Raw genomic sequence first — 24,524 nt, forward strand, 5'->3', positions numbered from 1 at the left:
ATATTTAATCTGATGCACCAAGGAATAATTTATATGTATCGTTTTGAGTTTCGTCCCAGAATTTATAGCCTAAAATTCTTACAAATTCGTTCCACTCTAAAATTTCATTTCTATCGATTAAAACTCCAATAACAATTTTCCCTACATCCGCACCATAATTCCTATAGTGGAAAACGCTTATCGACCAATTTGATTTCATATTATTTAAGAAATTTATTAGCGCTCCAGGCCTTTCAGGAAACTCAAATCTGTATAAAAGCTCGACAAAATTTCTGTTATTCATTTCTTTAAAATTCTTTGGTAATCTTCCACCAACCATATGTCTAAGATGATTTTTAGATAATTCATCATCACTTATGTCAATAAATGGGTACTCCGAATTCCTAAATTCATCTAAAAGATTTTTTTTATCAATTAATCCATAGACTTGAACTCCTACAAAGATTTGGGCATTGTTTGAATTCGACATTCTATAGCTAAATTCAGTTAGATTTCTATTATCAAGTAACTTACAAAAATTAATTAAACTTCCAGGTCGTTCAGGAATTTCAACTGCCATCATTACCTCTTTGCACTCTCCAAGTTCTGCTCTTTCTGCTACAAATCTGAGCCGCTCAAAATTCATATTTGCACCACAAGCAATCGCTACCATTTTTTTATTTGAATGATTCGAATTAAAAATATCTTTTTTCATTCCTGCAATTGATAATGCTCCTGCTGGTTCTAGTATTGATCTAGTATCCTCAAAAACATCTTTTATAGCAGCACATATTTCATCGGTATTAACCCTAATCATCTTATCTATATATTTCCTTCCAATATCAAAAGTATTTTTACCAATTTTTTTAACCGCTACTCCATCTGCAAATTGACCGACAGAGGATAATTCCACAATTTTTGATTCTTCCAAGGATTTTGTCATAGCGTCTGCGTCTTCAGGTTCTACGCCAATTATCTTTACTTCAGGCCATATTTTTTTAATGTATAAAGATATTCCTGATATTAATCCACCACCACCAACAGCAATATAAATTGCATAAGGTTTTTCCTTTAGTTGCTGTTCAAGTTCAATAGCTATAGTTCCTTGTCCAGCTATTACATCTGGATCATCAAATGGATGAATAAAACATAAATTTCTTTCTTGACTAATCCTTATAGCCTCTTTGTAAGTTTCATCATAATTATCACCAAATAATATAACTTTTGCTCTTAAATTCTTTACTGCATTAACTTTTACTAGGGGCGTTGTAATGGGCATTAATATGGTTGCTTGGCAATTTAATTTCAGAGCACTTAGTGCAACTCCTTGAGCATGATTACCAGCACTTGAAGTAATTACTCCCTGAGTAAGCTGCGATTTACTGAGCTTACTCATCTTGTTATATGCTCCTCTTATTTTGAATGAAAATACATCTTGAAGATCTTCTCTTTTTAGAAAGACTTCATTATTAAGTGTAATACTTAAATTTTTAGCTTTCTCTAGTGGCGTTTTTTTTGCTACTTCATAGACTTCAGCTTGAAGTATTTTTTCAAAATAATCATTCATATATATATTTTTAGCATTAATTATTAATCTAATAAAACATTACATGATCTATTTCAAAAAAAATACTCATTTTGCACCTCGGCGTTTTAAATTATATAAATACCAAACTTTATTAAATGCTTTTAAGTGAGTTAAGTCATCCAAATCAACTTCATGGCTTAACAGTTTCACAATTAGAGGAAATTGCTTGTCAAATTAGAGAAAGGCATCTTCAAGTAGTATCTACTAGTGGTGGACATCTCGGTCCTGGATTAGGTGTTGTTGAGCTAACGTTAGCTTTATATCAAACACTTGATCTAGATTTCGACAAAGTTGTTTGGGATGTAGGACATCAAGCTTATCCGCATAAATTAATAACAGGACGTTTCGGTCAATTCGATTCCCTTAGACAACAAAATGGAGTAGCTGGATATCTAAAAAGAAGCGAAAGTAAATTTGATCATTTTGGTGCTGGGCATGCAAGTACTTCTATTTCTGCCGCTTTAGGAATGGCAATAGCAAGAGATAGGAAAGGTGAAAATTACAAATGTGTCGCTGTTATTGGAGATGGAGCATTAACTGGAGGAATGGCATTAGAGGCTATAAATCATGCAGGTCACTTACCAAGTACTCCTTTTGTTGTAGTTTTAAACGATAATGATATGTCTATTTCACCTCCAGTTGGAGCCCTTTCATCCTACTTAAATAAAGTAAGAGTTAGTCCATCACTGAAATTTTTGTCTGATAGTGTTCAAGAAAGTGTAAAAAATATTCCATTAATTGGTAAGGATATTCCAGAAGAACTAAAAAATATTAAAGGAAGCGTTAGACGTCTAGCTGTTCCTAAGGTTGGTGCTGTTTTTGAAGAACTTGGATTTACATATATGGGTCCAATTGACGGTCATGATATTGGAAATTTAATTAATACATTTAACGCTGCTCATAAACTTAAAAAGCCCGTACTTGTTCATGTTGTCACGACTAAAGGTAAGGGTTACCCTTATGCAGAAGCTGATCAGGTTGGATATCATGCACAATCTGCATTCGATCTGACAACTGGGAAATCTATCCCATCAAAAAAACCTAAGCCTGTTAGTTATAGTAAAATATTTGGTCAAACCTTATTGAAAATATGTGAACAAGATAGCAAAGTCGTAGGTATTACAGCAGCAATGGCTACAGGTACTGGTTTAGATATATTGCAAAAAAATATTCCAGATCAATATATCGATGTGGGAATAGCAGAACAACATGCGGTTACTCTTGCAGCAGGAATGGCATGCGATGGTCTTAAACCAGTCGTAGCTATTTATAGTACTTTTCTTCAACGTGCTTTCGATCAATTAATACATGATGTAGGGATACAAAATTTACCTGTATCATTCGTACTTGATAGAGCTGGGATAGTTGGAGCTGACGGTCCTACTCACCAAGGCCAGTACGATATAAGTTATATGAGATCTATACCTAATTTTGTATTAATGGCACCAAAAGATGAGTCTGAATTACAGAGAATGTTAATAACTTCAATTAACCATAAGGGCCCTACTGCTCTAAGAATACCAAGAGGTTCTGGATTAGGGGTAGCTGTAATGGATGAGGGTTGGGAACCTTTGAATATAGGTGAAGCAGAAGTACTTGAAGAAGGAGAAGATATTTTAATTATTGCTTATGGATCAATGGTCGCATCAGCTATTGAAACAGCAAAGATACTAAAAGAAATGAATGTTAATGCTTGTATTGTTAATGCAAGATTTGTTAAACCTCTAGATAAAAATCTTATTATGCCGTTAGCAAATAGGATTCAAAAAGTAGTTACTATGGAAGAAGGAACTCTAATAGGTGGATTTGGTTCCGCAATAGTTGAACTATTCAACGATAATGAACTAAATATTCCTGTTTACAGAATAGGTATACCAGATGTATTGGTTGATCATGCTTCACCTGATCAGAGTAAAGAAAAACTAGGTCTTATGCCTGATCAGATGGCAGATAAAATTATCGAGAAATATAGGTTAAATAATTAAAAATTTAATAAATAAATTTTTATAAAACACCTCTTGAAGCTAATCCTAGAATAGCCCCAATACCGAATATGTGACCAAGGCAATTAGCTCCTACTACTGATGCGTGACTTAAACCACCATAAAATTTTGAATTAGGTATTTCAAATCCTTCATTAGGTTTTCTTATTGTTGCTCTAGCAATTGCATAAGCAAAAACATTACATGCAATCATTACGACGGCACACTTTGGAGACCAAGAAAAAGTTGCTGGATCTGCAGCTGCAAATAATGTAGTAAACATAAAAAATCGTTATTTTTATATATTCTCTAATACTTTTACCTAAAAAACACAAAATTGTAAAAGGTCTTAAGAGTTGTTTACTTCTAAGGTATTTAAAAACTTTAAAAATCCAAACAAAATAACAAAATCACTTAGGGTTAAGAAGGATTCTGCTAAACCATGCAGGAAGTCAATCTCAACAAGGGTTTTACCATAGTAATATAGAGTAAAAATAGATATTAATATAGTAATCAATACGAATAATACAGTTAACGAAAATCCTGTTTTTACAAAATTATTAACAGATTTGATTTTATATAAATAGAACAAAAATATTGCATAAGGAATTATTGATACTGCGAACAAAAATGTGTTATCGATTGAACCTAATTTCTCTATAAATTTTAAAAATAAATCATTCATAAGTCTCTTTTCCTCTAAAAATCCTTATTGCTGCTAAGGCTAATGTTGAATTTCCTATAAATGTAAATATTCCTTGAAGTGATACTAGACCGTAAAGATTTTCCTGGTTGTCATAGATATGCCAAGTTATCGCACACATAGCACCTATTAAGTTTGGGACCATGGCGAGGCTTAGCCAAAAAAATAAATTATATTTTTTATATGTAGAAATTTTTTTTATGGCAAATATGGCAACAATCCACTCTATTACTGATGAGATATGTATTAACCAAGTTCCAAATGATAATTCGTGCAAAATTTTATATTTTTTTCTTTAAAACGTTGAGAACTTCTTTAGCATGATTTATAGGTAAAACACTAATCCATCTATAAGAAATTTTCCCATCTGGAGAAATCAAAAAAGTATTTCTATCTGAGAATGGAGGAATCCAGGAACCATATTCATCACTAATAATTCCGTGAGGATCAGATAATAAAGTGTAGTTTATTGACTTCTCGCTGCAGAAACTTTCATGAGAATCTTGATTATCGGCACTAATGCCAACAATTTCGGCATTATTTTTTGAAAAATCTTTTTTTAATTCTGAAAATCCTTTAGCTTCAAGGGTACAGCCTGCTGTAAAATCTTTAGGGTAAAAATACATAACAAGCCATTTACCTTTAAAATCACTTAATTCCCAAGTTGTTTTTGTTTTTATGTTTTTATTAAAACCTTCTAACTGAAAGTTGGGAGCCATATCTCCAACTTCAGGAGCAAAATCAAAAGAGAAGGCTGAATTACAATTAAATAAGATAATAAATGGTATTAATATACTTGCAACTAAATTTCTCATCAAATTTAGAATTTTTTTAAATCAACTCCATTTGATTTAGCAAATTTATCTAAACCTACTTTTTGTATAGATTTTAGGGCTTTGGTACTTATTTTTATATTTACCCATTTTTTTCCCTCTTCCCACCATAGTTTCCTTTTTTGGAGATTAACTTGCTGCAATTTTTTTGTACGAATATGTGAGTGACTCACTGCCATCCCGTTATTAGCTTTTGCACCAGTAAGTTCGCAAACTCTTGACATATTTATTGAGTTATATCTTTAAAAATTTTAACACATGACTCAATTTGTTGAATTAAGTAATTCAGAAATTAATTCGGCATTATTATTTTGTAGATTAATTATCTGTTCTTGATCTAATCCGCCAACGGAAAGTTTAGCCATATCGTAAACATGATTAGCAATTTTAGATGCCAATTGATTTTCAATAGGATCTTTTTTATCAATAATTATTTTGTTGCCTGTAATTTTATTAAGACCAACAATAAGAGGATGTTCTTTGTTAATTAAGAGCACATGATATTCAGGTAAGCCTGGCATCTTTTGTTCCATGTAAGCTCCCATATCATTAATTCTTCTCATTTGTTCTGGAAGCAAGATCATCGCTGGTGGAGCATCTTTACTAGAAAGAGACTGCACTTTAACTGTTACTTTCTCATTGTTAAGGGCCTTGATTATAGTATCTCTAAGATTATCTGTATTTGATTTACCATCCTTATCCACAATTTCTTTAGATTCTTTATCTTCTATTTCATTTATTTCTGAATCTACTCTTTGGAATTGATAATCTTCATTTTTACTTTCCAACCATGGAAGAAATTGTGCGTCAATTAAGGGATCTGATTTAATAACTTCTTTATTATCAGATAAACAGATATTTAATGCACTAGATTGAGCAATCAAATCTGAACAGTAAATTATTTTTTTAGAATCATTTAATTTATTTCGCTCTTTGTAATTTGCGAGAGTTGTGAAATATTTATCATTGGACTTGATGAGAGATTTATTTTCAATATCTTTAGTTACGTCTTTCTCTGAATTTATTATTGTTTCGAAAATTATACTGTTATTGACTAAATCAGCAAATTTTTCATCTTCGATAGCACCTATTTTTATAAAAGCAGAGATTGAATCCCATATTTCTGCATAGAATTCTGGAGAATTTTTTATCAAATCCTTCAGTTTATTAGCGATTTTCTTTGAGATAAATGAAGATATAGATCTTACTTTTCTATCAGTTTGTAATGCACTTCTACTAACATTTAGCGGAATATCTGTGGAGTCAATAACTCCTCTTAGAGGTAAAAGGTATTTTGGTACTATCTCCTTAATTGAATCGCTTACGAATACTTGATTACAAAATAGTTTTATTTCTCCCTTTTCCCAATCAGCTCTACCTGACAACTTTGGAAAATACAATATCCCTTGAATGTCATATGGATAATCTGTATTTAAATGAATCCATAACAGTGGATCTCCCTGGAAAGGATAAAGGTATTTATATAACTCAATATAATCTTCATCTTTTAATTCACTAGGTTGTTTTCTCCAAGGAGGATTTTTCTTATTAATTGTCTCTCCTTCTAATAAGACATCTATTGGCATAAAATCACAATATTTTTTTATTAGTGATTTAATCCTTTCAGGCTCGATAAATTCTTTTTCTTCTGCAAGCAGGTGAAGAACAACATCTGTACCAATGGTCTCTCTTTCCGATTCCTCTAACGTGAAATTTGGAGATCCATCACAAGACCATTTGAAAGCTTTTGATTTCCCAATTGCCGACTTAGTTAATATATCAACTCTATCTGCCACCATGAAACTTGAATAAAAACCTAGTCCAAAATGACCTATGAATTCATCATTATCTTTTTTATATTTTGTTAGGAATTCTTCAGCACTAGAAAATGCAACTTGATTTATGTACTTCTTAATTTCTTCATCATTCATTCCAATTCCATTATCGGAGATTGTTAACGTATTTTTTTCACGGTTAATTGTTATTTTTACTTGAGCCTCCTCAGTATTCTCGCAATCACCTGCCATAGAGGCCATTCTTCTTTTACTAATTGCGTCAACACCATTACTAACAAGTTCTCTTAAAAAGATTTCGTGGTCAGAATATACTGCCTTCTTGATAATTGGGAAAATATTTTCGGTATTTATACGAATTTCGCCTTTTTCCATTTAAAAAAAAATCAAACATTTTAAATCTTATTTCGTAAAAACTAGTTAATCAAGTTTAATTAGGAGTATTGTCCGAACAATATATGAATTTAAAAGTTAAATAAATTTTTAAAAGGTTTTATTTAACCCACAAAATCTCACTACAATCATTTTCTTTCATAATTTGATTGGCTTTAGCTAAGTCATCACATGGATTTAAATGTAAGACAGCAATATTTCCTTTTTTCTGCTGTGCTTTTTGTTCATTCATACCTTTTTCTAACAAATAAGAATCTTTAAACATCAATAAAATCTTTTTTTTATCTGTCTTTTCTTCCTTAATTAAATTTCTTAAAATGTCTACTGAAATTGTAAATCCAATCCCATTAAATATCTTCTCATTAGGATTAAATGATCTTACTAACTCATCATATCTTCCCCCTTTTGCGATGACGCTTTTATTTTTACCATTATCCCCAATTAATTGAAAAACTATTCCTTCATATAAATTCAAGTGAGGTTGAAAAGTGGGATCAAGTTGTAATTTAACACCATATTTATTTGATATTTTTGATAATGTTTCAAATAAAATATTTAAGTTATCTAATGTTTTACTAGTACCATATATAGTTTTTAATTTTTTTAATATTTCAATTGGCTCGCCTCTTGTGAATAAAAGATCTTTAAGAATATATTTATCATCTTCATCTATTCCTAATTTTGATAAATTATCTTGATCAAAATTAACCAGACTTTTCTTAATTTCTTCAAAATTATTATTCTTATATTTGTTCAGTATCAAGTCCATTAATTTTGTGGTGCTTACTAGCAGATATAAATTACAATTATCCTTCAAATTAATATTATCGATTGAATCAAACAAAATATTTATAACTTCAATTTCTGGGTATTTTGTATCATATCCAATTAATTCAATTCCACTTTGTAATTTTTCTTGTAACTTAAATGAATTTTTATTATTTTGCTTTTTATCAAAAACCATTCCATTGGTGAATAATCTTATAGGTCTTTTCTTATTTATTAATCTAGTAGATGACAATTTAACAATTGATGTTGTCATTTCTGGCCTAAGACATAATGAATTATTACTTACTATTCCTACAACTTGATTTTCGTCAATAACGCCACGGCCTTTTATGGTCTCTAAAGTATTTATAAATGAGGGTGAAACCTCTTCATATCCCCATAGTTTATAAATACTATTTAAATTATTTATTATGTTTGAGTTATTTTTTACATCGACTAATTTAATTTCCTTTATATCTGTCATTTTAATATTTAACTAATTTTAGGTATAGAGATTTTTTTTAAATGGAGAGACCTTATCTAGTTCATTTTTTAATTCATTCTCAAGGATGGGAGAACAAGCTAAAATTCTTCCTGAACTTAAATTAAATTCGCCTGATGGATAATCAGAAATAATACCACCAGCCTCTTTTACAATAATAGCACCGGCCGCTAGATCCCATACCTCCAATCCTCTTTCCCAATATCCATCTACCTTACCTGCAGCAACAAATGCTAGATCAACTGCTGCCGCGCCTCCTCTTCTAACACCTCTAGTTTTATGTGTTAAATAACAAAATTCAGCATAATTATTATCCTCTGTCTCAAATCTGTCATAAGAGAAACCAGTTACAAGCATACTATCAGAAAGATTAGAGGGATTCGATACTTTAAGTTCACTATCATTGCAGAATGAGCCTAAACCTATACAGGCTGAATATAGTTCATTTAAATAAGGTACTGATATAGCACCTATTATTGGCTTATTTTTATATACAAGACCAATAGAGGTCCCAAAAAAAGGATATCCATGGGAATAATTTGTAGTACCGTCTAATGGGTCTATACACCACGTTAAATCCGAAGATTTTGTTAATTTACCCGATTCTTCTGCGTTTATAGATATGTTTGGTGTCTCTTCTAATAAATATTCTTTTATTTTATTTTCAACTTCCAAATCTACATTGGTAACTAGATCACCCTTTCTACCCTTTGATGATATTTTCTGTATTTTATTGTAATTAACTTTTAAAATATCATTACCAATTTGAGCGGAATTCTTTGCTATTTCATACAAAAAGGAGAAGTTTACTTGATTTGCAAGTTCCTCTATTTCACTTAATTCAAACATGTTAGTTAATCTTCCTCAAATTCCCAAGGTGGCGCAACTCTTGTATTTCCCCTCCCAAAATATTGTCCAAATTGTAAATCGTAAACTTCATCTTCATAAGTAGTTTCTACCTCAAGATCTGAAGTTGCTTTAGCGACACAAAGAAGTGCATAGCCTTTGTCTTTTAAAGCCTGAGATACACCCATGGCTTCAGGTTGTTGTAAAGTACCCGATTTAATTTTAACTGCACAACTTGTACAGCAACCATTTCTACATGAAAATGCAAGTTTGAAACCTTTCTTTTCAAATTCCTTAAGTATGTAATCATCACTATTAACCTGCTCTTGGTAGACCTTTCCGGTTTCCTTATTTTTAATCGTGACTGTGAAAGTCTTTTTCAAATAACTTTCCTCTAAAATGGGATGATCAAGGGTTAAAATGGTTATCTTGGGAGAGGTGGCCGAGTGGTTGAAGGCGCAGCACTGGAAATGCTGTATAGGGGCAACTTTATCGAGGGTTCGAATCCCTCTCTCTCCGTTTTATATTAGTTTATATTGGTTAACTACATCAACTCTTTGTCTATAAAGGATGTTTTAAATAGATGTTAATTTTTTTGGACAAGTTATAAATAATTTTATTTATTTAAATTAAGTTGAAAATATTTGATTTTTACTATTATATGTAGATATCTAAGATAAAAATTGATTAAATTATTAGTAAATTTTGCTTTAATTTAGCGATCTAAAATCATGGGGCAAATAGTTGGAATTGATTTAGGTACTACTAACTCTGTTGTCGGAGTTATAGAAGCTGGTCGTCCAATTGTTATTGCTAATTCAGAAGGGTCTAGAACTACACCTTCTATAGTTGGATTTACAAAAGACAAAGAAATAGTAATAGGAGATCAAGCAAGAAGACAACTTGTTCTAAATCCTAAGAATACCTTTTATAACCTAAAAAGATTTATTGGTAGTGACTGGGATGAATTAGATGAGAATAGTATTTCTGTTCCTTACAATGTAAAGGCTAATAATACTGGAAGCGTTAGGGTTCTTAGTCCAAATACAGAAAGAGAGTATGCACCAGAAGAATTAGTTAGCTCATTAATTAGAAAATTAATTAATGATGCTGAAACATATCTTGGAGATACTGTTGACTCTGCTGTTATAACAGTACCTGCCTATTTCAATGAATCTCAAAGGCAAGCTACTAAGGATTCTGCAATATTGGCTGGTATAAAAGTAGATAGAATCCTAAATGAACCTACAGCAGCAGCTTTAGCTTATGGTTTTGAAAAAAGTTCTTCTAATAATGTTTTGGTTTTTGATTTAGGGGGAGGAACATTTGACGTCTCATTATTAAAAATTTCAAATGGTGTATTTGATGTTAAAGCTACATGTGGAGATACCCAACTAGGTGGAAACAATTTTGACTCAAAAATAGTAGATTGGCTTGCTGAGAAATTTCTTGCTAAGCATAATATTGATTTAAGAAGGGATAGACAAGCATTGCAGAGATTAACTGAGGCTGCTGAAAAAGCTAAATGTGAATTATCAGGATTATCAAAAACTAAAATATCATTACCCTTTATCACTACAAATAAAGAGGGGCCGTTGCATATTGAAGATACCTTAGATAGAAAAATATTTGAATCTTTATCTCAAGATCTATTAGACAGATTATTAGAGCCTGTGCAAATAGCGCTAGATGACTCTGGATGGAACGCAGAAGATATAGATGAGGTAGTTCTAGTCGGTGGCAGCACCAGAATTCCAATGGTTCAACAATTAGTAAAGACTCTCGTTCCTAATGATCCCTGTCAATCTGTTAATCCAGATGAAGTTGTTGCAATTGGTGCTGCGATACAATCTGGAATAATTAGTGGTGATTTACAAGATTTACTTCTTAATGACGTCACACCTTTATCTTTAGGTTTAGAAACAATAGGTGGTCTTATGAAGGTACTTATACCTCGAAATACTCCTATCCCAGTAAGACAATCTGATGTTTTTAGTACTTCTGAAGCTAATCAATCTTCAGTTGTTGTTCAAGTAAGACAAGGTGAAAGACCATTAGCTTCTGAAAATAAATCACTTGGTAAATTTAGGTTATCTGGAATACCACCAGCACCCAGAGGAATACCACAAGTTCAAGTAGCATTTGATATTGATGCTAATGGTCTTTTAGAAGTAAGTGCAACTGATAGAACTACTGGAAGAAAGCAAGCAGTTACAATTTCTGGAGGTTCAAATTTAAATGAACAGGAAATTAATTCAATAATTGAAGAAGCCAAATCGAAGGCTAATGAAGATAGAAAGAAGAGATCTGTCATTGATAGAAAAAATAGTGCTTTAACTCTTATTGCTCAAGCAGAAAGACGGCTTAGAGATGCTTCATTAGAATTTGGACCTTATGGCGCTGAAAGACAACAAAGGGCTGTTGAATTGGCAATTCAAGATGTTGAAGAATTCATAGATGATGATGATCCTCAAGAATTAGAAATTTCAGTAAGTGCTCTCCAAGAGGCATTATTTGGTTTAAACAGGAAATTTGCAGCAGAAAGGAAAACTGATAATAATCCTTTACAAGGTATAAAAAATACATTTGGATCATTAAAGGACGAGCTTTTTTCTGATGATTATTGGGATGATGATCCTTGGGACAATCAAATGAATAGAAATTATAGAAATTCGAGGTATGGTAATTCTAGGGATGATGATCCATGGGACAATGACTATTTCCTCTAAAAAAGACTATTTGTCGATTTTGGGTTTATCCCATGATTTCGATGATAAAGAACTTAAAAAGGCCTTTCGAAGAGAAGCAAGAAAATGGCATCCAGATTTAAATAAAAATGATCTAAATGCAGAAGAAAGATTTAAATTAATTAACGAAGCTTACGAATACTTACGCGAATCCAAAAATAGTAAAGAAAATTTGGATGAAAATATTTATAAAGATTACGAAAATAATAATTTCAAGACAGGATTCCCTGAATTTCAAGATTATCTTGATTCATTATTTGGATATGAATACACCCCTAAAGATTATGACGAATATGATAATGAATCATTAGACGATGAATCCATAAATGATGAATTCAATAATTATGAATATCCTGCAACCTCCCCAGAAGAGCCACCTCCAGTTAAACTCCACCAAGATATTGAAACAGTTATTGAATTAACACCTTATGAGGCCTTAAATGGAGCTTCCATTTTAATAGAACTTGAGGATGAAACCGTAGTAGAAGTTGATACCCCTCCTTTTGCTGGAGATGGATGGAGATTAAGACTTGAAAATATTGCAAGAGGAGGTAAAGATCACTATCTACAATTAAAAGTTCAAACGGAAAGTGGTCTAAGAATTGATGGTTTAAGAGTTCTTTATAAATTAGAGTTGTTTCCTCATGATGCTCTTCTTGGTTGTGCAGTAGAGGTTCCTACCCTTGATGGATATGTCACACTTCAAGTGCCACCAAAATCATCTACGGGAAGAATGTTACGTTTGAAAGGTAGGGGTTTAACATTCGAAGATAATGTAGGTGATCAATATGTTGAAATCTTGGTAGTAATACCTGCTGATATTAATGATGAAGAAATTGCTTTATATACAAGATTACAAGAATTATCACTTTCTGATTCTTAATCAAATAATATATATATAGAAAAATCTACACCTATGAACATATTTGTTCTTTTATATAATTCAGGAACAGATAAGGAAGGAATTCATTCAATCGAACTTAAAGGAAGGACTATAGTTCTTATGTTTGAAGATAAGGATGATGCTATAAGATATTGTGGTCTTCTAGAGGCCCAGGATTTTCCTTCGCCAACTGTTGAGATGATCAACATTGATGAAATAAAAGATTTCTGCGTTAGATTAGATTATGAATGCAAATTAGTAGAAAAAAATTTTGTACCTAAAACCGTAGAAGATAGGTTATTAATTTCACCACCCCAGAAAAACCTAGAAGTTCAAAATTGGGAGGAAGACAAAAATAGTAATAAAGATAACATAGATATAAATACCATTAAGGAAAACCTTGAAAAGTTGCTTTAGCTATTAAAATATCAATTAATTATTAAACAAATAAAAACATGACAACTGCATTATTTGAGACAGAAGTTGGAAACATCAATATTAAATTTTTCTCTGAAGACGCACCTAATACAGTAAAAAACTTCACGAAGTTAATTGGAGATGGTTTTTATGATGGTCTAGCATTTCACAGAGTTATACCTGGATTTATGGCTCAGGGTGGATGTCCAAATACTCGTGATGGTGCATCTGGTATGCCTGGAACTGGAGGTCCTGGATACAATATTAAATGTGAAATCAATTCTAATAAACATCTAAAAGGTTCACTTTCTATGGCTCATGCAGGAAAGGATACAGGTGGAAGTCAGTTTTTTATAGTTTATGAACCACAGCCTCATCTCGATGGAGTTCATACTGTTTTTGGTAAGACTGATGATATGGATATAGTTCTAAAGCTTACTAATGGTTCAAAAATTCTAAAAGCAACTTTAAAACAGTAATTTAGCTCTCAAAAACAATACTAAATGTCTCTTTATCTAGATTAAATTTTCTTGTAGATGAATATAATATTTCATTTTTGATAGTAAATTTAGTATTGATTAATTTGATGCTACTTTTTGGGTGTAATGCTTGTTCAATGTTTCTAGAAACAATAATTCCAATCTTTGTACTATTTTCATAATTGGATAAAAACTGTATAAATAATTCTATATTTTTTATTTCTTCATCAGTAATGTTCGAATTGGTTCTATTCTGATCATGCAAAATTCGCCAAACTAATTTTGGACGATTCCAAAAAGCCAATAATCTTGGTGTACTTTCTAGTTTAATATTAATATTCTTATAACTGCAGAATTTAATAACGTTATTTTTTATTGGAACTAGATCAATAGATTTATATTTCCCGTCAAGAAAAATTGATATAAATGGATCGATATTCCTGGAATTAGGATTATCTTCATCAATCATGTGGCCTAATTTCGTTTTTTTTACACTCAAATATTCTGCATTATTATCGTTTGGACAAATAACTAATGGAACTCTCTCAATAACCTCTATTCCGTAACCACCTAATCCAGCAATCTTTCTAGGATTGTTTGTTAGTAATTTTAGTTTTTTTATTCCTAGATCAGTTAATATCTGTGCACCAACTCCATAATTTCTGAGATCAGCTGGAAAACCTAATTTTTCATTGGCTTCTACAGTGTCTAGTCCACCATCCTGTAAGCTGTAAGCTTTTAATTTATTTATTAGACCAATACCTCTGCCTTCTTGTCTTAAGTAAACAACAACTCCCTCTTCCTCCTTTTCAATCCTTGATAAAGCAGCCTCTAACTGGGGTCTACAATCACAACGTAATGATCCAAAAGCATCGCCAGTTAAGCACTCTGAGTGCATTCTTACTAGGACAGGTTCGCTTAATTTTGATGATTTTTGTTTAACTAATGCAACGTGCTCTGAACCATCAAGTTCATTAACATATCCATAAGCTTTGAAATTACCAAAAATACTTGGAAGTACTGCATCGGATTTTCTAAATACAAATCTCTCAGTTTGAAATCGATAACTTATTAAATCAGCTATTGATATTAATTTCATTCCCCACTGTTTTGCATACTCTTTAAGTTGTGGAAGTCTTGACATGGAACCGTCAGGATTTTGTATTTCGCAAATAACTCCAGCGGGATAAAGACCTGACATTGCCGCAATATCTACAGCTGCTTCTGTATGGCCTGCTCTTTTTAATACTCCACCCTTCTTAGCTCTTAATGGAAATATATGTCCTGGCCTTCTTAAATCATCGGGTTTTGTATTTGGGTTTATTGCAACTTGAATAGTCTTTGCTCTATCTTCAGCGGATATTCCTGTAGTAACATTATTTTCAGGTCCAGCATCAATTGATATCGTAAAAGCTGTTTGATTTTCATCTGTATTTCTATCTACCATTAATGGTAAATCTAAAGAGTCAAGTTTTTCGCCTTGCATAGCTAGGCATATAAGACCTCGTCCCTCTGTAGCCATAAAATTAATTTGCTGTGGAGTTGCAAACTGAGCCGCACATATTAAATCCCCTTCATTTTCTCTTCTTTCATCATCTACAACAATTATGCATTCACCATTTCTTATGGCTGCCAACGCGTCACTGATAGGATCAAATTCAATTTTAAAAGATTCATTTATATCCAAAATTGTTCCATTATTTGATTTGGGACTTGTTTCTTTCATTATTCCTATCAATATAGAAAAATAGTGTTTTAGTTACCTTAAATTCAACACTTTATAATCCTATATCAAAGTCTGCCAATTCAAAAAAATGAATGTTGCAATAGTAGGTGCTACAGGTTACGGCGGTATTCAAGCGGTAAATCTTTTAAAGAAAATTAAAAAATACAAAATTTCATTTTTAGGAGGAAATAAAACATCTGGATCAAAGTGGAATGATAATTTTCCTTTTATTTATCTAGATAATGATCCTTATATAGAAGAAATTTCCGTAGATAATATTTCAAAAAATGCAGATGTTGCTTTGCTTTGCTTACCAAATGGCTTATCTTCAACATTGACAAGGAAATTATTAGATCGAGGACTTAAAGTTATTGATTTATCTGCTGATTACAGATATAAGTCTTTAGATGAATGGAAAAATGTATATTCCAAAGAAGCTGCTATTTATAAAAGAAATGATGATGATTTATGTAAAGAGGCAGTCTACGGTCTTCCTGAAATAAATAAGGAAGCCATCTCAAAGGGAAGATTAATTGCCTGTCCAGGATGCTATCCAACATCTGCTCTTATTCCATTAGTTCCTTATCTATCGCAAGGAATTATTGAAAATGAAGGTATAGTGATTGATTCTAAAAGCGGAACCTCTGGAGGAGGTCGAGAACCAAACCAAAAGCTACTCTTATCAGAATGTGGTGAAGGCTTATCAGCATATGGATTGATAAACCATAGACATACTTCAGAGATCGAGCAAGTAGCATCTATAATTTCTGGAAATAAAATTGAACTGCTTTTTACACCTCATTTGGTTCCAATTTCAAGGGGTATGCATTCGACTATATATGGGAGATTAAGAGATCCAGGATTAACCTCTGATGATTGCAGAATTCTATTGGATAATTATTACAGATATTTCAAAAATATTAAAGTATTACCTGTAGATACATATCCTTCAACGAAATGGGTTAAAAATACAAACCAAATTTTCCTTTCTGTTAAAGTTGATATTCGAAATGGGAGGATTATTATATTATCTGCAATTGATAATTTGCTAAAAGGTCAAACTGGGCAAGCAATTCAAAATTTAAATATTATGAGTGGATTTTCAATGGATGAAGGTCTTGATTTAACTAATAATTACCCATAAAATTACTTCTTATCAAAAACCCAGCTTTAGAGATTGAGTGAGGCAAAATTTTATGCTCAAGCATTTGTATCCTTTTGGATAATGATTCAATATCATCATCATCCCTAATTGACAATGCAGCTTGAATTATCAATGATCCACTATCTACCTCCTCTTCTACAAAATGTACTGAACAACCAGTTATTTTTGAACCATTTAATATAGAGTCCTTTATCGCAGAACCACCTTTATATGCAGGTAGTAATGAAGGGTGAATATTTATTATCTTATTCTTAAATTTATTAATAAAAAATGGAGTAACAATTTTCATCCAGCCTGCCATAACCACAAGTTCAACATCGTAATGAATTAAAGTATTTACAATTTCTAATTCAAAAGCTTCTTTTTGTAGAAAGTCTTTGCTTCTTATAATTTTGTGAGGTATTTTTTTAATTTCAGCTCTTTTTATACAACCGGCTTCATCTTTGTTAGTAATTAAAACTTTTATATCTATATCTAATTCTCCTTTTTCTGAGAGATTAATTAATTCCTGAAAGTTTGTTCCTTTCCCAGATGCAAGTACACCTATTTTTAATTTAGGTGAAAATCGTCTAAATTCAGATATCTCAGGCGAAATTATGTAATTAAATGATCTATCCAATGTTTTTTTAATCCAATAATAAATTCTTATGAAATAAAAAAAACCCTCCAGCCTAAATATTTATATTCAAAAACATATTTATTTGAAGATAAAAATTTAAACAAATTTAAATGATTCAAATCTATGTACTATTCGTATAGATATAATTAAAAGATAAATAAAAGAAACAAATATATAAAATGAATGGAGATTTAAACTCTTGGGATAAATTTTGTAATTATCTTTGGTTTGATAAAAAATTAAATATTTGGTTAGACATAAGCAAAATTAATTTCACAAGTAAAGAGATAAAAAATTTAGAAGATAAATTTATAGATGTTTTTTCATCAATAAAAGATTTAGAAAATGGTGCAATCTCAAATATTGATGAAAATAGACAAGTTGGGCATTATTGGCTTAGAAATCCATCAATTTCACCCTCTTTAAAAATAGGAGAGGAAATTAGAGCAGATATTAATGCAATCTCTGAATTTGGAAAACAAATTTTAAATGGAGATATTAAGAATAAGAATAATCAGCATTATACTGATGTTCTATGGATAGGAATTGGTGGAAGTGGTCTAGGACCATTACTTATTACAGAGTCACTGCAGAAATGTTCTAGAGGCTTAAATTTTTCTTATATCGATAATGTAGATCCTTTTTTAATTAGCGAAAAGTTAGAAGAGTTATCTGAAAAATTATCAACAACATTATTTGTAGTAGTAAGCAAATCAGGTGGTACGCCTGAACCTAGAATTGCTATGGAAATTATTAAAAGTCACTGCGAAAACAATTCTCTTGAATGGAATTCTAATGCTATAGCTATAACTATGAAAGGTAGTAAGTTATTTAAAAAAGCTACTTCTGAAAATTGGTTAAAAATTTTTAATTTGCAAGATTGGGTTGGAGGAAGAACGAGTATTACAAGCTCTGTGGGATTACTTCCATTAGCTCTTATTAATGAAAATATCTCTGAATTTATTAGAGGTGCATCATTAATGGATGAAGCCACACGTATAAGTGATTTTAAAAATAACCCAGCAGCACTATTATCATCCGCATGGTATTTAACTGGGGATGGTATTGGAAAGAGAGATATGGTCGTATTACCTTATAGAGATAGGTTACAAGTTTTTAGTAAATATCTCCAGCAATTAGTAATGGAATCATTAGGAAAGAAATTTAATAGGAATGGTGAAGTAGTTAATCAAGGTATTTCCGTTTTTGGTAATAAAGGATCTACAGATCAACATGCTTATGTTCAGCAACTGAGAGATGGTATTGATAATTTCTTTTGCATTTTTATTGAATTATTAGATTCTCCATCTACTAATATTTTCGAAGAAAAAGAGAATCCTAAAGAATATCTTTCTGGTTTTTTGCAAGGAACCAGATCAGCACTCTCTAGTGAAAACAGACAAAGTATAACTATTACGTTAGAAAAGTTAAATTGTTTTTCACTAGGTGCCTTAATCGCTTTATTTGAGAGGGCTGTATCCTTCTACGCTGAATTGGTAAATATAAATGCATATGATCAACCTGGAGTTGAAGCTGGAAAGAAAGCAGCTGCTAATATTATTGAGTATCAACAAAAAGTAAGTAATTTATTAAATGAAGGTGGAGAATATTCTATAAATGACATAACATCATTATTTGATAATTCAGTTAGTGAACCTATATTTTTCATACTCCGTGAAATGTGTTTCGGTAATGATAATTATTTAGTTAAAGGCGATTGGTCAAATCCAAATTCATTAGTTATTCAAAAAATAAATTCTTAAACAACAATATTCATAATTTTTCCTTTAACAATTATTATTTTTCTTATTTCCTTATCTTGAGTCCATTTTAATATGTTAGGTCTTTTAAAAGTCAATTTTTTAATTTGATCTTCAGTCATATCATTATTAATATTTACTTTGTCTCTAACTTTTCCATTCACTTGTATTACTAGTTCATATGAATCTTCCTTTAGTGCCTCGGCATTAAATGAAGGCCAGTGTTCTAAATGTACAGATTTTTCAAATCCTATAAGATGCCATATTTCTTCTGCAATATGTGGTGCAAATGGAGCCAACAAAATACAAAATGTTTTTAAAGCATCAATTTTTAAATTATTGTTTACGTCATTAATGGAATTTGATAATGAATTATAAAACTTCATTAGTTCTGAAATCGCAGTATTAAATTGGTTATTTAATATGTCATTTGATATTTCCTTTATAGCAATATTCATTGACTTTATTAAACTTTTTTCTTTATCTGGATAGGAATCAAATTTACTATTTATATCTTTTGCACAATTTATATAAAGTTTCCAAATCCTGCTTAAAAATCTAAATTGTCCTTCAACATCTGTATCTCCCCATTCCAAATCTTTTTCTGGTGGTGCTTTAAATAATATAAACATTCTTGCTGTATCTGCTCCATATTTTTTTATAACTGATTCAGGGTCTATTCCATTATATTTAGACTTAGACATCTTCTCGAAAAGAACTTCAAGTTTAGTATTGTCAATTGGATCCTTAGGATTTGACAAGTCAGTAATATCGGAAGGAGAAACATATTTACCAGTTTTATTATTTTTATATGCTGCGGCCTGAACCATTCCTTGCGTTAAAAGTTTTTTGAAAGGTTCATCAATATCAAATAGTTCATTATCTCGCAAAGCTTTAGTGAAAAATCTTGCATATAACAAATGCAATATTGCATGCTCTACTCCTCCAACATATTGATCTACAGGCAACCACTTATTAATTTCATTCTTTTCAAATGGCTTAGTCGAACATTTTGAAGATGGGTATCTTAAAAAATACCAAGATGAACACATGAAAGTGTCCATAGTATCAGTTTCTTTTCTTGCCAATATTCCACATTTTGGACATGTTGTATTTATCCAATTATTATTATCACCTAAAGCATTAATCTTGTTAGCGGAGATTTCCATATCTTTTGGTAATGAAACTGGCAAATCCGATTGGTTTAAAGGAACAGCTCCACATTTTTTGCAATTAACGATGGGTATTGGACATCCCCAATATCTTTGTCTAGATATTAACCAATCTCTTAAACGATATTGAATCTTATTTTCGGCCCATCTATTATTTACTCCCTCCTCTGCAATTTTTAATTTAGCAATAGTATTTGCTAAACCATTATATTGATTTGAATTAATTAGATATCCATTTTCTACATAAGCATTATCAAGCTCCATACATTGTTCACTTTTATCCTTTACTATTACCTGTTTAATATCTATATTGTTTTTCTTAGCAAACTCAAAATCCCTTAAATCATGAGCAGGTACACCCATAACAGCGCCTGTTCCGTATTCATCAAGAACATAACTAGCCACCCAAATAGGTATAGGTTCAGAATTAACTGGATTTATTGCTATTAAGCTGGTTTTTATTCCAATTTTATCAAGTTCATTGTTTTTATTTTTTTTCAAATATTGTTTAAGTTTTTCTATATCTTGTAAGGTTGCCTGATTAGAAATATTTTTAATTAATGAATGATTAACAGAAATTGCTAAATAAGTAACTCCAAATAAAGTGTCAGGTCTTGTTGTGAATACTGTTATTTTCTCTTTTGGATTAGTAATAATATTGAAATTAATATTTGTACCAGTTGATTTTCCTATCCAATTATCTTGCATTATTTTTACTCTTTCTGGCCAGTTATCTAATTTTTCTAAATCATTCAATAATTCATCCGCATAATTGGTAATCCTTAAAAACCATTGCTTTAATGATTTTTTTTCAACTACTGCTCCAGATCTCCAGGATTTACCCTCTGAGTCAACTTGTTCATTCGCTAAGACGGTATTATCTATAGGATCCCAATTAACCTCTGATTCCTTTTGATATACAAGACCTGCCTTGTATAACTCTAAAAATAGATATTGTGTCCAAACATAGTAATCTTCATCACAAGTCGCAAATTCTCTATCCCAATCAACTGATAGTCCCAAAAGCTTTAACTGTGACTTCATATGAGAAATATTTTTTTTTGTCCAGACACTTGGACTAATTCCTCTTTCAATCGCTGCATTCTCAGCAGGCAAACCAAAAGCGTCCCAACCCATTGGATGTAAAACAGATTTGCCCTTAAACCTTTGGAACCGAGCTATTAAGTCTGTAATAACATAATTCCTAACGTGTCCCATATGAAGATTACCTGAAGGGTAGGGAAACATTGATAAGGCATAAAATTTATCGCTATTCTCAATTGATTCATCGGTTTTGTATAAATTGTTTTCTGTCCATATTGACTGCCATTTTTTTTCTATTTCAGATGGATTATATAAATTGGTATCAGTCTCATATTGTTGATCGGGAGAAATCACTTAATTTTTATTTGTTAAATTATTATTTTAATATCCATTGTATAAAATAGAAATAGATTGTTAAAAGTAATAATTTATAATTAAAATTTAAAATATATTATCTACAAATGAAAAATATAACTTTTGAAAAATATCAAGGTAACGGAAATGATTTCGTAGTAATTGATTCTAGAGGAAATGATTTATATAAAAATTACAAGACAAATAAAATATTTGATATAAAACAAATTTGCAACAGGCAATTTGGTATTGGAGCAGACGGTGTGATTTTTATAGAAGAACCTAATGATGATAATTATGCAAAAATGATAATTTATAATTCTGATGGTTCTGAAGCACAAATGTGTGGAAACGGCATAAGGTGTTTAGTTGAGTATCTCCACGTAAATGATTCAATGAATAATAAAAATATAGAATATAAAATTGAGACTAAAGCAGGTTTAAAAATTGCAAAATATATAAATGATGAAATTACAGTAAAAATGGGAGTTCCAATTTTAGAATGTCAAAATATTCCAACAACAATTGAAAAAAAAATAAATTCAATTCCTTCACACGAATTTATTGAGAAAGATTTTAATAATATGGGTTATGCCGTAGGAATGGGAAATCCTCATTTAATATTCTTTTTAAAAGACATAGAGTCAATTGTTCTTTCAAGACTTGGTCCTATATTTGAAAAAAATGAATTATTTCCTGAAAAAACTAATGTGCATTTTTGTCAAATTTTAAATAGAGATAATATTAAAGTAAAAGTATGGGAAAGGGGGGCAGGACCAACCTTAGCTTGTGGAACAGGTGCATGTGCTATCCATGTAGCAGCTTATAAATTAGGCCTTTGTAATTCACAAACCATAGTAACTTTACCAGGAGGTAATCTTAAAATTGATTGGTCAAAAGACGATTGTGAAGTCATGATGACCGGTAATGCTAAAAAGGTTTTCTCAGGATCAATGATAGTAAATTAATGGAAAATAATTTTATCTATTTTGATAATGCATCCACAACTCCATTATCTGAGAATGTTTTAAATATAATTAATTCAACTTACAGGAATTATTGGTATAACCCTTCATCTACATATGAGCTAGGGATAAAATGTTCTACATATCTTGAAAAAATTAGATCTAAAATTGCTTATATATTTGAAGCAGATCCAGAGGATATAATTTTTACATCTGGTTCTTCAGAATCGACAAATATTGTATTTAATAATATTTATGAGAACTTTAAAAATGGTAGAGTTGTTATTTCAAATGTTGAACATCAAGCAACAACTATTTGTGCTAATAAACTAAGAAAACAAAATTGGGATATTTGCCAATGGATGGTAAATAATGATGGAATTTTAAATATTTCAAATATCGAAAAAATATTAAACAATGATACTAAGCTTGTATCAATTATTTGGGGACAAAGTGAAATTGGGACAATACAACCTGTCCAATTTATTGGTTCGAAATGTGAAGAATTAAATATAATGTTTCATTTAGATGGAACTCAAATATTAAGTAATGGAATATTCAGTTGGAAAGATCTTAAATGTGATTTTTTAAGTTTATCTGCTCATAAATTTGGAGGTCCAAAAGGGATCGGTATTCTTCTAACAAAAGAAAAGTCTAGACAAATTTTAAAAAATAAAGACATATCACTTACTCAGGAATTTTCAATTAGACAAGGTACACAAGCTTTGCCATTAATTGCTGGAATGTATGAATCATTAAAGAATATTAAAGGAAAAATAAAATTATATGATTACATAACTGAATTTCCTTCTAGTAATATTAATAAACTTAAAAATTATTTTTTTCATAAAATTAAAGATAATAATCATATAAAGATTACGGGTAGTATTAACCATAGACTTCCCAATCATATTTCGTTTCTACTATTAAATAAACTTTTTGAGCCTATAATGGCATATAAGATTGTTAATTTCATGTCAGAAAATAAAATAGCTATAAGTAGTGGAAGTGCTTGTTCAAGCTCATCTGGGAAACCTAGTTCAACACTTAAAAATATTGGTTTAAAAGATGAAGAATTATATTCAAATATTCGTGTTACTTTAGGTTCAATAAACAATAAGTCAGAAATAGATAAATTTTTAGAACTTATTCAAATATGTATTGACAAATTTTAATGGAAACTAATTACAGACTACCTAAAGATTTGAATGAATCTCTTAAGAATATGGAGGATGCAATTGTTCCAAGTTTATTAGATTCAAACAAAAGATTTACTATAGAATTTAATTTTGAAGGATTGAAGTTTAACAGGATTGGAATAACTATCTACAAAGTATTATCTAAAAATAATAATGTATTCATAACATTTGCTGATCAAGGTGCTGTTGCTTTGGCTCAAAGAGACTATCCAGATATCAAAGATAAAATCTTTACTTTTAAATCATTTTATGAATCTAATAATATAAATAATATTGATAGTGTAATGATATCGATACTACCTCAGCCATATGATTTCGATTCATTTGAACCAATGTCTGATAATTATCAAGGTACGCATTATTCATTAAATCCAAAATTTGAAGATGCCAATATTGGTATAGGAAGTGTTATTAGAGATCGACGTAAAAACTTTGTCAAAACATGGAAAAATATTTATTTTCTTCAGCCTTTAAATAAAGCTGCTCTTATGCATATTTATCCAAATAACTGGTTGCTTTTCAAAGAAGAAAATAAAAGATATTACTTTAAAAAAGAATTTGAAATTAAACCCGATAATGAATCTATTTTTGTAAATTTATAGATTTA

Annotated in this window: 23 protein-coding genes and 1 tRNA gene; 11 read left to right on the top strand and 13 right to left on the bottom strand. The window is 30.7% G+C overall.

Annotation, left to right across the window (positions count from 1 at the left end):
* Positions 1–4: 4 nt before the first annotated feature.
* A complete protein-coding gene (ilvA, locus tag JJ844_08255; protein ID MBO6975669.1) occupies positions 5–1,546 on the bottom strand; it encodes a threonine ammonia-lyase, biosynthetic in 1,542 nt (513 codons plus the stop codon).
* Positions 1,547–1,662: 116 nt separating this feature from the next.
* Here ilvA and JJ844_08260 point away from each other — a divergent pair, with 116 nt between their 5' ends.
* On the top strand, positions 1,663–3,552 hold the full coding sequence (locus JJ844_08260) for a 1-deoxy-D-xylulose-5-phosphate synthase (GenBank protein ID MBO6975670.1): 1,890 nt from the start codon (positions 1,663–1,665) through the stop codon (positions 3,550–3,552).
* Between the two features lie 19 nt (positions 3,553–3,571).
* Here JJ844_08260 and psaK read toward each other — a convergent pair whose 3' ends face one another.
* From psaK to JJ844_08305, 9 genes are all read right to left on the bottom strand, one after another.
* Positions 3,572–3,832, bottom strand: a complete 261-nt coding sequence (psaK, locus tag JJ844_08265; GenBank protein MBO6975671.1) for a photosystem I reaction center subunit PsaK — start codon at positions 3,830–3,832, stop codon at positions 3,572–3,574.
* A gap of 66 nt (positions 3,833–3,898) precedes the next feature.
* Positions 3,899–4,234 (bottom strand): DUF3593 domain-containing protein, encoded by a 336-nt coding sequence (locus tag JJ844_08270; GenBank protein MBO6975672.1) that lies wholly within the window; start codon positions 4,232–4,234, stop codon positions 3,899–3,901.
* Positions 4,227–4,529, bottom strand: coding sequence for a DUF2499 domain-containing protein (locus JJ844_08275; protein ID MBO6975673.1), 303 nt, complete (start codon positions 4,527–4,529; stop codon positions 4,227–4,229). Before JJ844_08275 ends, JJ844_08270 begins: the two co-directional genes overlap by 8 nt.
* Before the next feature lie 4 nt (positions 4,530–4,533).
* Positions 4,534–5,067, bottom strand: coding sequence for a peroxiredoxin (locus JJ844_08280; protein ID MBO6975674.1), 534 nt, complete (start codon positions 5,065–5,067; stop codon positions 4,534–4,536).
* 5 nt (positions 5,068–5,072) lie between these two features.
* A complete protein-coding gene (locus JJ844_08285) occupies positions 5,073–5,309 on the bottom strand; it encodes a 50S ribosomal protein L28 (GenBank protein ID MBO6975675.1) in 237 nt (78 codons plus the stop codon).
* Positions 5,310–5,348: 39 nt separating this feature from the next.
* Positions 5,349–7,253, bottom strand: coding sequence for a molecular chaperone HtpG (htpG, locus tag JJ844_08290; protein ID MBO6975676.1), 1,905 nt, complete (start codon positions 7,251–7,253; stop codon positions 5,349–5,351).
* 118 nt (positions 7,254–7,371) lie between these two features.
* Positions 7,372–8,523, bottom strand: coding sequence for an ATP phosphoribosyltransferase regulatory subunit (locus JJ844_08295; protein ID MBO6975677.1), 1,152 nt, complete (start codon positions 8,521–8,523; stop codon positions 7,372–7,374).
* A gap of 18 nt (positions 8,524–8,541) precedes the next feature.
* The gene (locus JJ844_08300) at positions 8,542–9,390 is read right to left on the bottom strand and encodes an inositol monophosphatase (protein ID MBO6975678.1); all 849 of its coding nucleotides are present in this window, start codon (positions 9,388–9,390) and stop codon (positions 8,542–8,544) included.
* Between the two features lie 5 nt (positions 9,391–9,395).
* Positions 9,396–9,770, bottom strand: a complete 375-nt coding sequence (locus tag JJ844_08305; GenBank protein MBO6975679.1) for a 2Fe-2S iron-sulfur cluster binding domain-containing protein — start codon at positions 9,768–9,770, stop codon at positions 9,396–9,398.
* A 49-nt stretch (positions 9,771–9,819) separates the two neighbouring features.
* On the opposite strand from JJ844_08305, the gene JJ844_08310 reads away from it, so the two are divergent.
* The 5 genes from JJ844_08310 (at position 9,820) to JJ844_08330 (ending at position 13,913) form a co-directional block, all read left to right on the top strand.
* A tRNA-Ser gene (locus JJ844_08310) sits at positions 9,820–9,906 on the top strand.
* 212 nt (positions 9,907–10,118) lie between these two features.
* Positions 10,119–12,116: a molecular chaperone DnaK gene (gene dnaK / locus JJ844_08315; GenBank protein ID MBO6975680.1), complete on the top strand. Its 1,998-nt coding sequence runs from the start codon at positions 10,119–10,121 to the stop codon at positions 12,114–12,116.
* Positions 12,067–13,017 carry a DnaJ domain-containing protein gene (locus JJ844_08320; GenBank protein MBO6975681.1) on the top strand — a complete coding sequence of 317 codons (951 nt, stop codon included), beginning with the start codon at positions 12,067–12,069 and terminating at the stop codon, positions 13,015–13,017. The genes dnaK and JJ844_08320 overlap by 50 nt, the downstream gene beginning before the upstream one ends.
* A gap of 33 nt (positions 13,018–13,050) precedes the next feature.
* Entirely contained in the window at positions 13,051–13,434 is a 384-nt protein-coding gene (locus tag JJ844_08325) for a DUF3110 domain-containing protein (protein MBO6975682.1), read from the top strand.
* Positions 13,435–13,472: 38 nt separating this feature from the next.
* Positions 13,473–13,913 carry a peptidylprolyl isomerase gene (locus JJ844_08330; GenBank protein ID MBO6975683.1) on the top strand — a complete coding sequence of 147 codons (441 nt, stop codon included), beginning with the start codon at positions 13,473–13,475 and terminating at the stop codon, positions 13,911–13,913.
* 1 nt (position 13,914) lies between these two features.
* Here the strand turns inward: JJ844_08330 and ribA are convergent, their stop codons facing one another.
* Positions 13,915–15,594, bottom strand: coding sequence for a bifunctional 3,4-dihydroxy-2-butanone-4-phosphate synthase RibB/GTP cyclohydrolase II RibA (gene ribA / locus JJ844_08335; protein MBO6975684.1), 1,680 nt, complete (start codon positions 15,592–15,594; stop codon positions 13,915–13,917).
* A gap of 133 nt (positions 15,595–15,727) precedes the next feature.
* On the opposite strand from ribA, the gene JJ844_08340 reads away from it, so the two are divergent.
* A complete protein-coding gene (locus JJ844_08340; protein MBO6975685.1) occupies positions 15,728–16,783 on the top strand; it encodes an N-acetyl-gamma-glutamyl-phosphate reductase in 1,056 nt (351 codons plus the stop codon).
* Here JJ844_08340 and JJ844_08345 read toward each other — a convergent pair.
* On the bottom strand, positions 16,767–17,423 hold the full coding sequence (locus JJ844_08345; GenBank protein MBO6975686.1) for a phosphoribosylglycinamide formyltransferase: 657 nt from the start codon (positions 17,421–17,423) through the stop codon (positions 16,767–16,769). The genes JJ844_08340 and JJ844_08345 overlap by 17 nt on opposite strands.
* 179 nt (positions 17,424–17,602) lie before the next feature.
* Here JJ844_08345 and JJ844_08350 point away from each other — a divergent pair, with 179 nt between their 5' ends.
* Positions 17,603–19,186, top strand: coding sequence for a glucose-6-phosphate isomerase (locus JJ844_08350; protein MBO6975687.1), 1,584 nt, complete (start codon positions 17,603–17,605; stop codon positions 19,184–19,186).
* On the opposite strand, the gene JJ844_08355 is transcribed toward JJ844_08350, so the two are convergent.
* Entirely contained in the window at positions 19,183–21,753 is a 2,571-nt protein-coding gene (locus JJ844_08355) for a leucine--tRNA ligase (protein ID MBO6975688.1), read from the bottom strand. The two genes, JJ844_08350 and JJ844_08355, sit on opposite strands and share 4 nt — an antisense overlap.
* Positions 21,754–21,860: 107 nt before the next feature.
* Here JJ844_08355 and JJ844_08360 point away from each other — a divergent pair, with 107 nt between their 5' ends.
* The 3 genes from JJ844_08360 to JJ844_08370 are packed head-to-tail and all read left to right on the top strand — an operon-like array spanning position 21,861 to position 24,519.
* Positions 21,861–22,721: a diaminopimelate epimerase gene (locus tag JJ844_08360; protein ID MBO6975689.1), complete on the top strand. Its 861-nt coding sequence runs from the start codon at positions 21,861–21,863 to the stop codon at positions 22,719–22,721.
* The gene (locus JJ844_08365; GenBank protein ID MBO6975690.1) at positions 22,721–23,893 is read left to right on the top strand and encodes an aminotransferase class V-fold PLP-dependent enzyme; all 1,173 of its coding nucleotides are present in this window, start codon (positions 22,721–22,723) and stop codon (positions 23,891–23,893) included. The genes JJ844_08360 and JJ844_08365 overlap by 1 nt, the downstream gene beginning before the upstream one ends.
* On the top strand, positions 23,893–24,519 hold the full coding sequence (locus JJ844_08370) for a DUF1995 family protein (GenBank protein ID MBO6975691.1): 627 nt from the start codon (positions 23,893–23,895) through the stop codon (positions 24,517–24,519). The genes JJ844_08365 and JJ844_08370 overlap by 1 nt, the downstream gene beginning before the upstream one ends.
* Positions 24,520–24,524: the final 5 nt, after the last annotated feature.

The sequence above is a fragment of the Prochlorococcus marinus CUG1435 genome, from assembly GCA_017644375.1.
Classification (GTDB): Bacteria; Cyanobacteriota; Cyanobacteriia; order PCC-6307; family Cyanobiaceae; genus Prochlorococcus_A; species Prochlorococcus_A marinus_AH.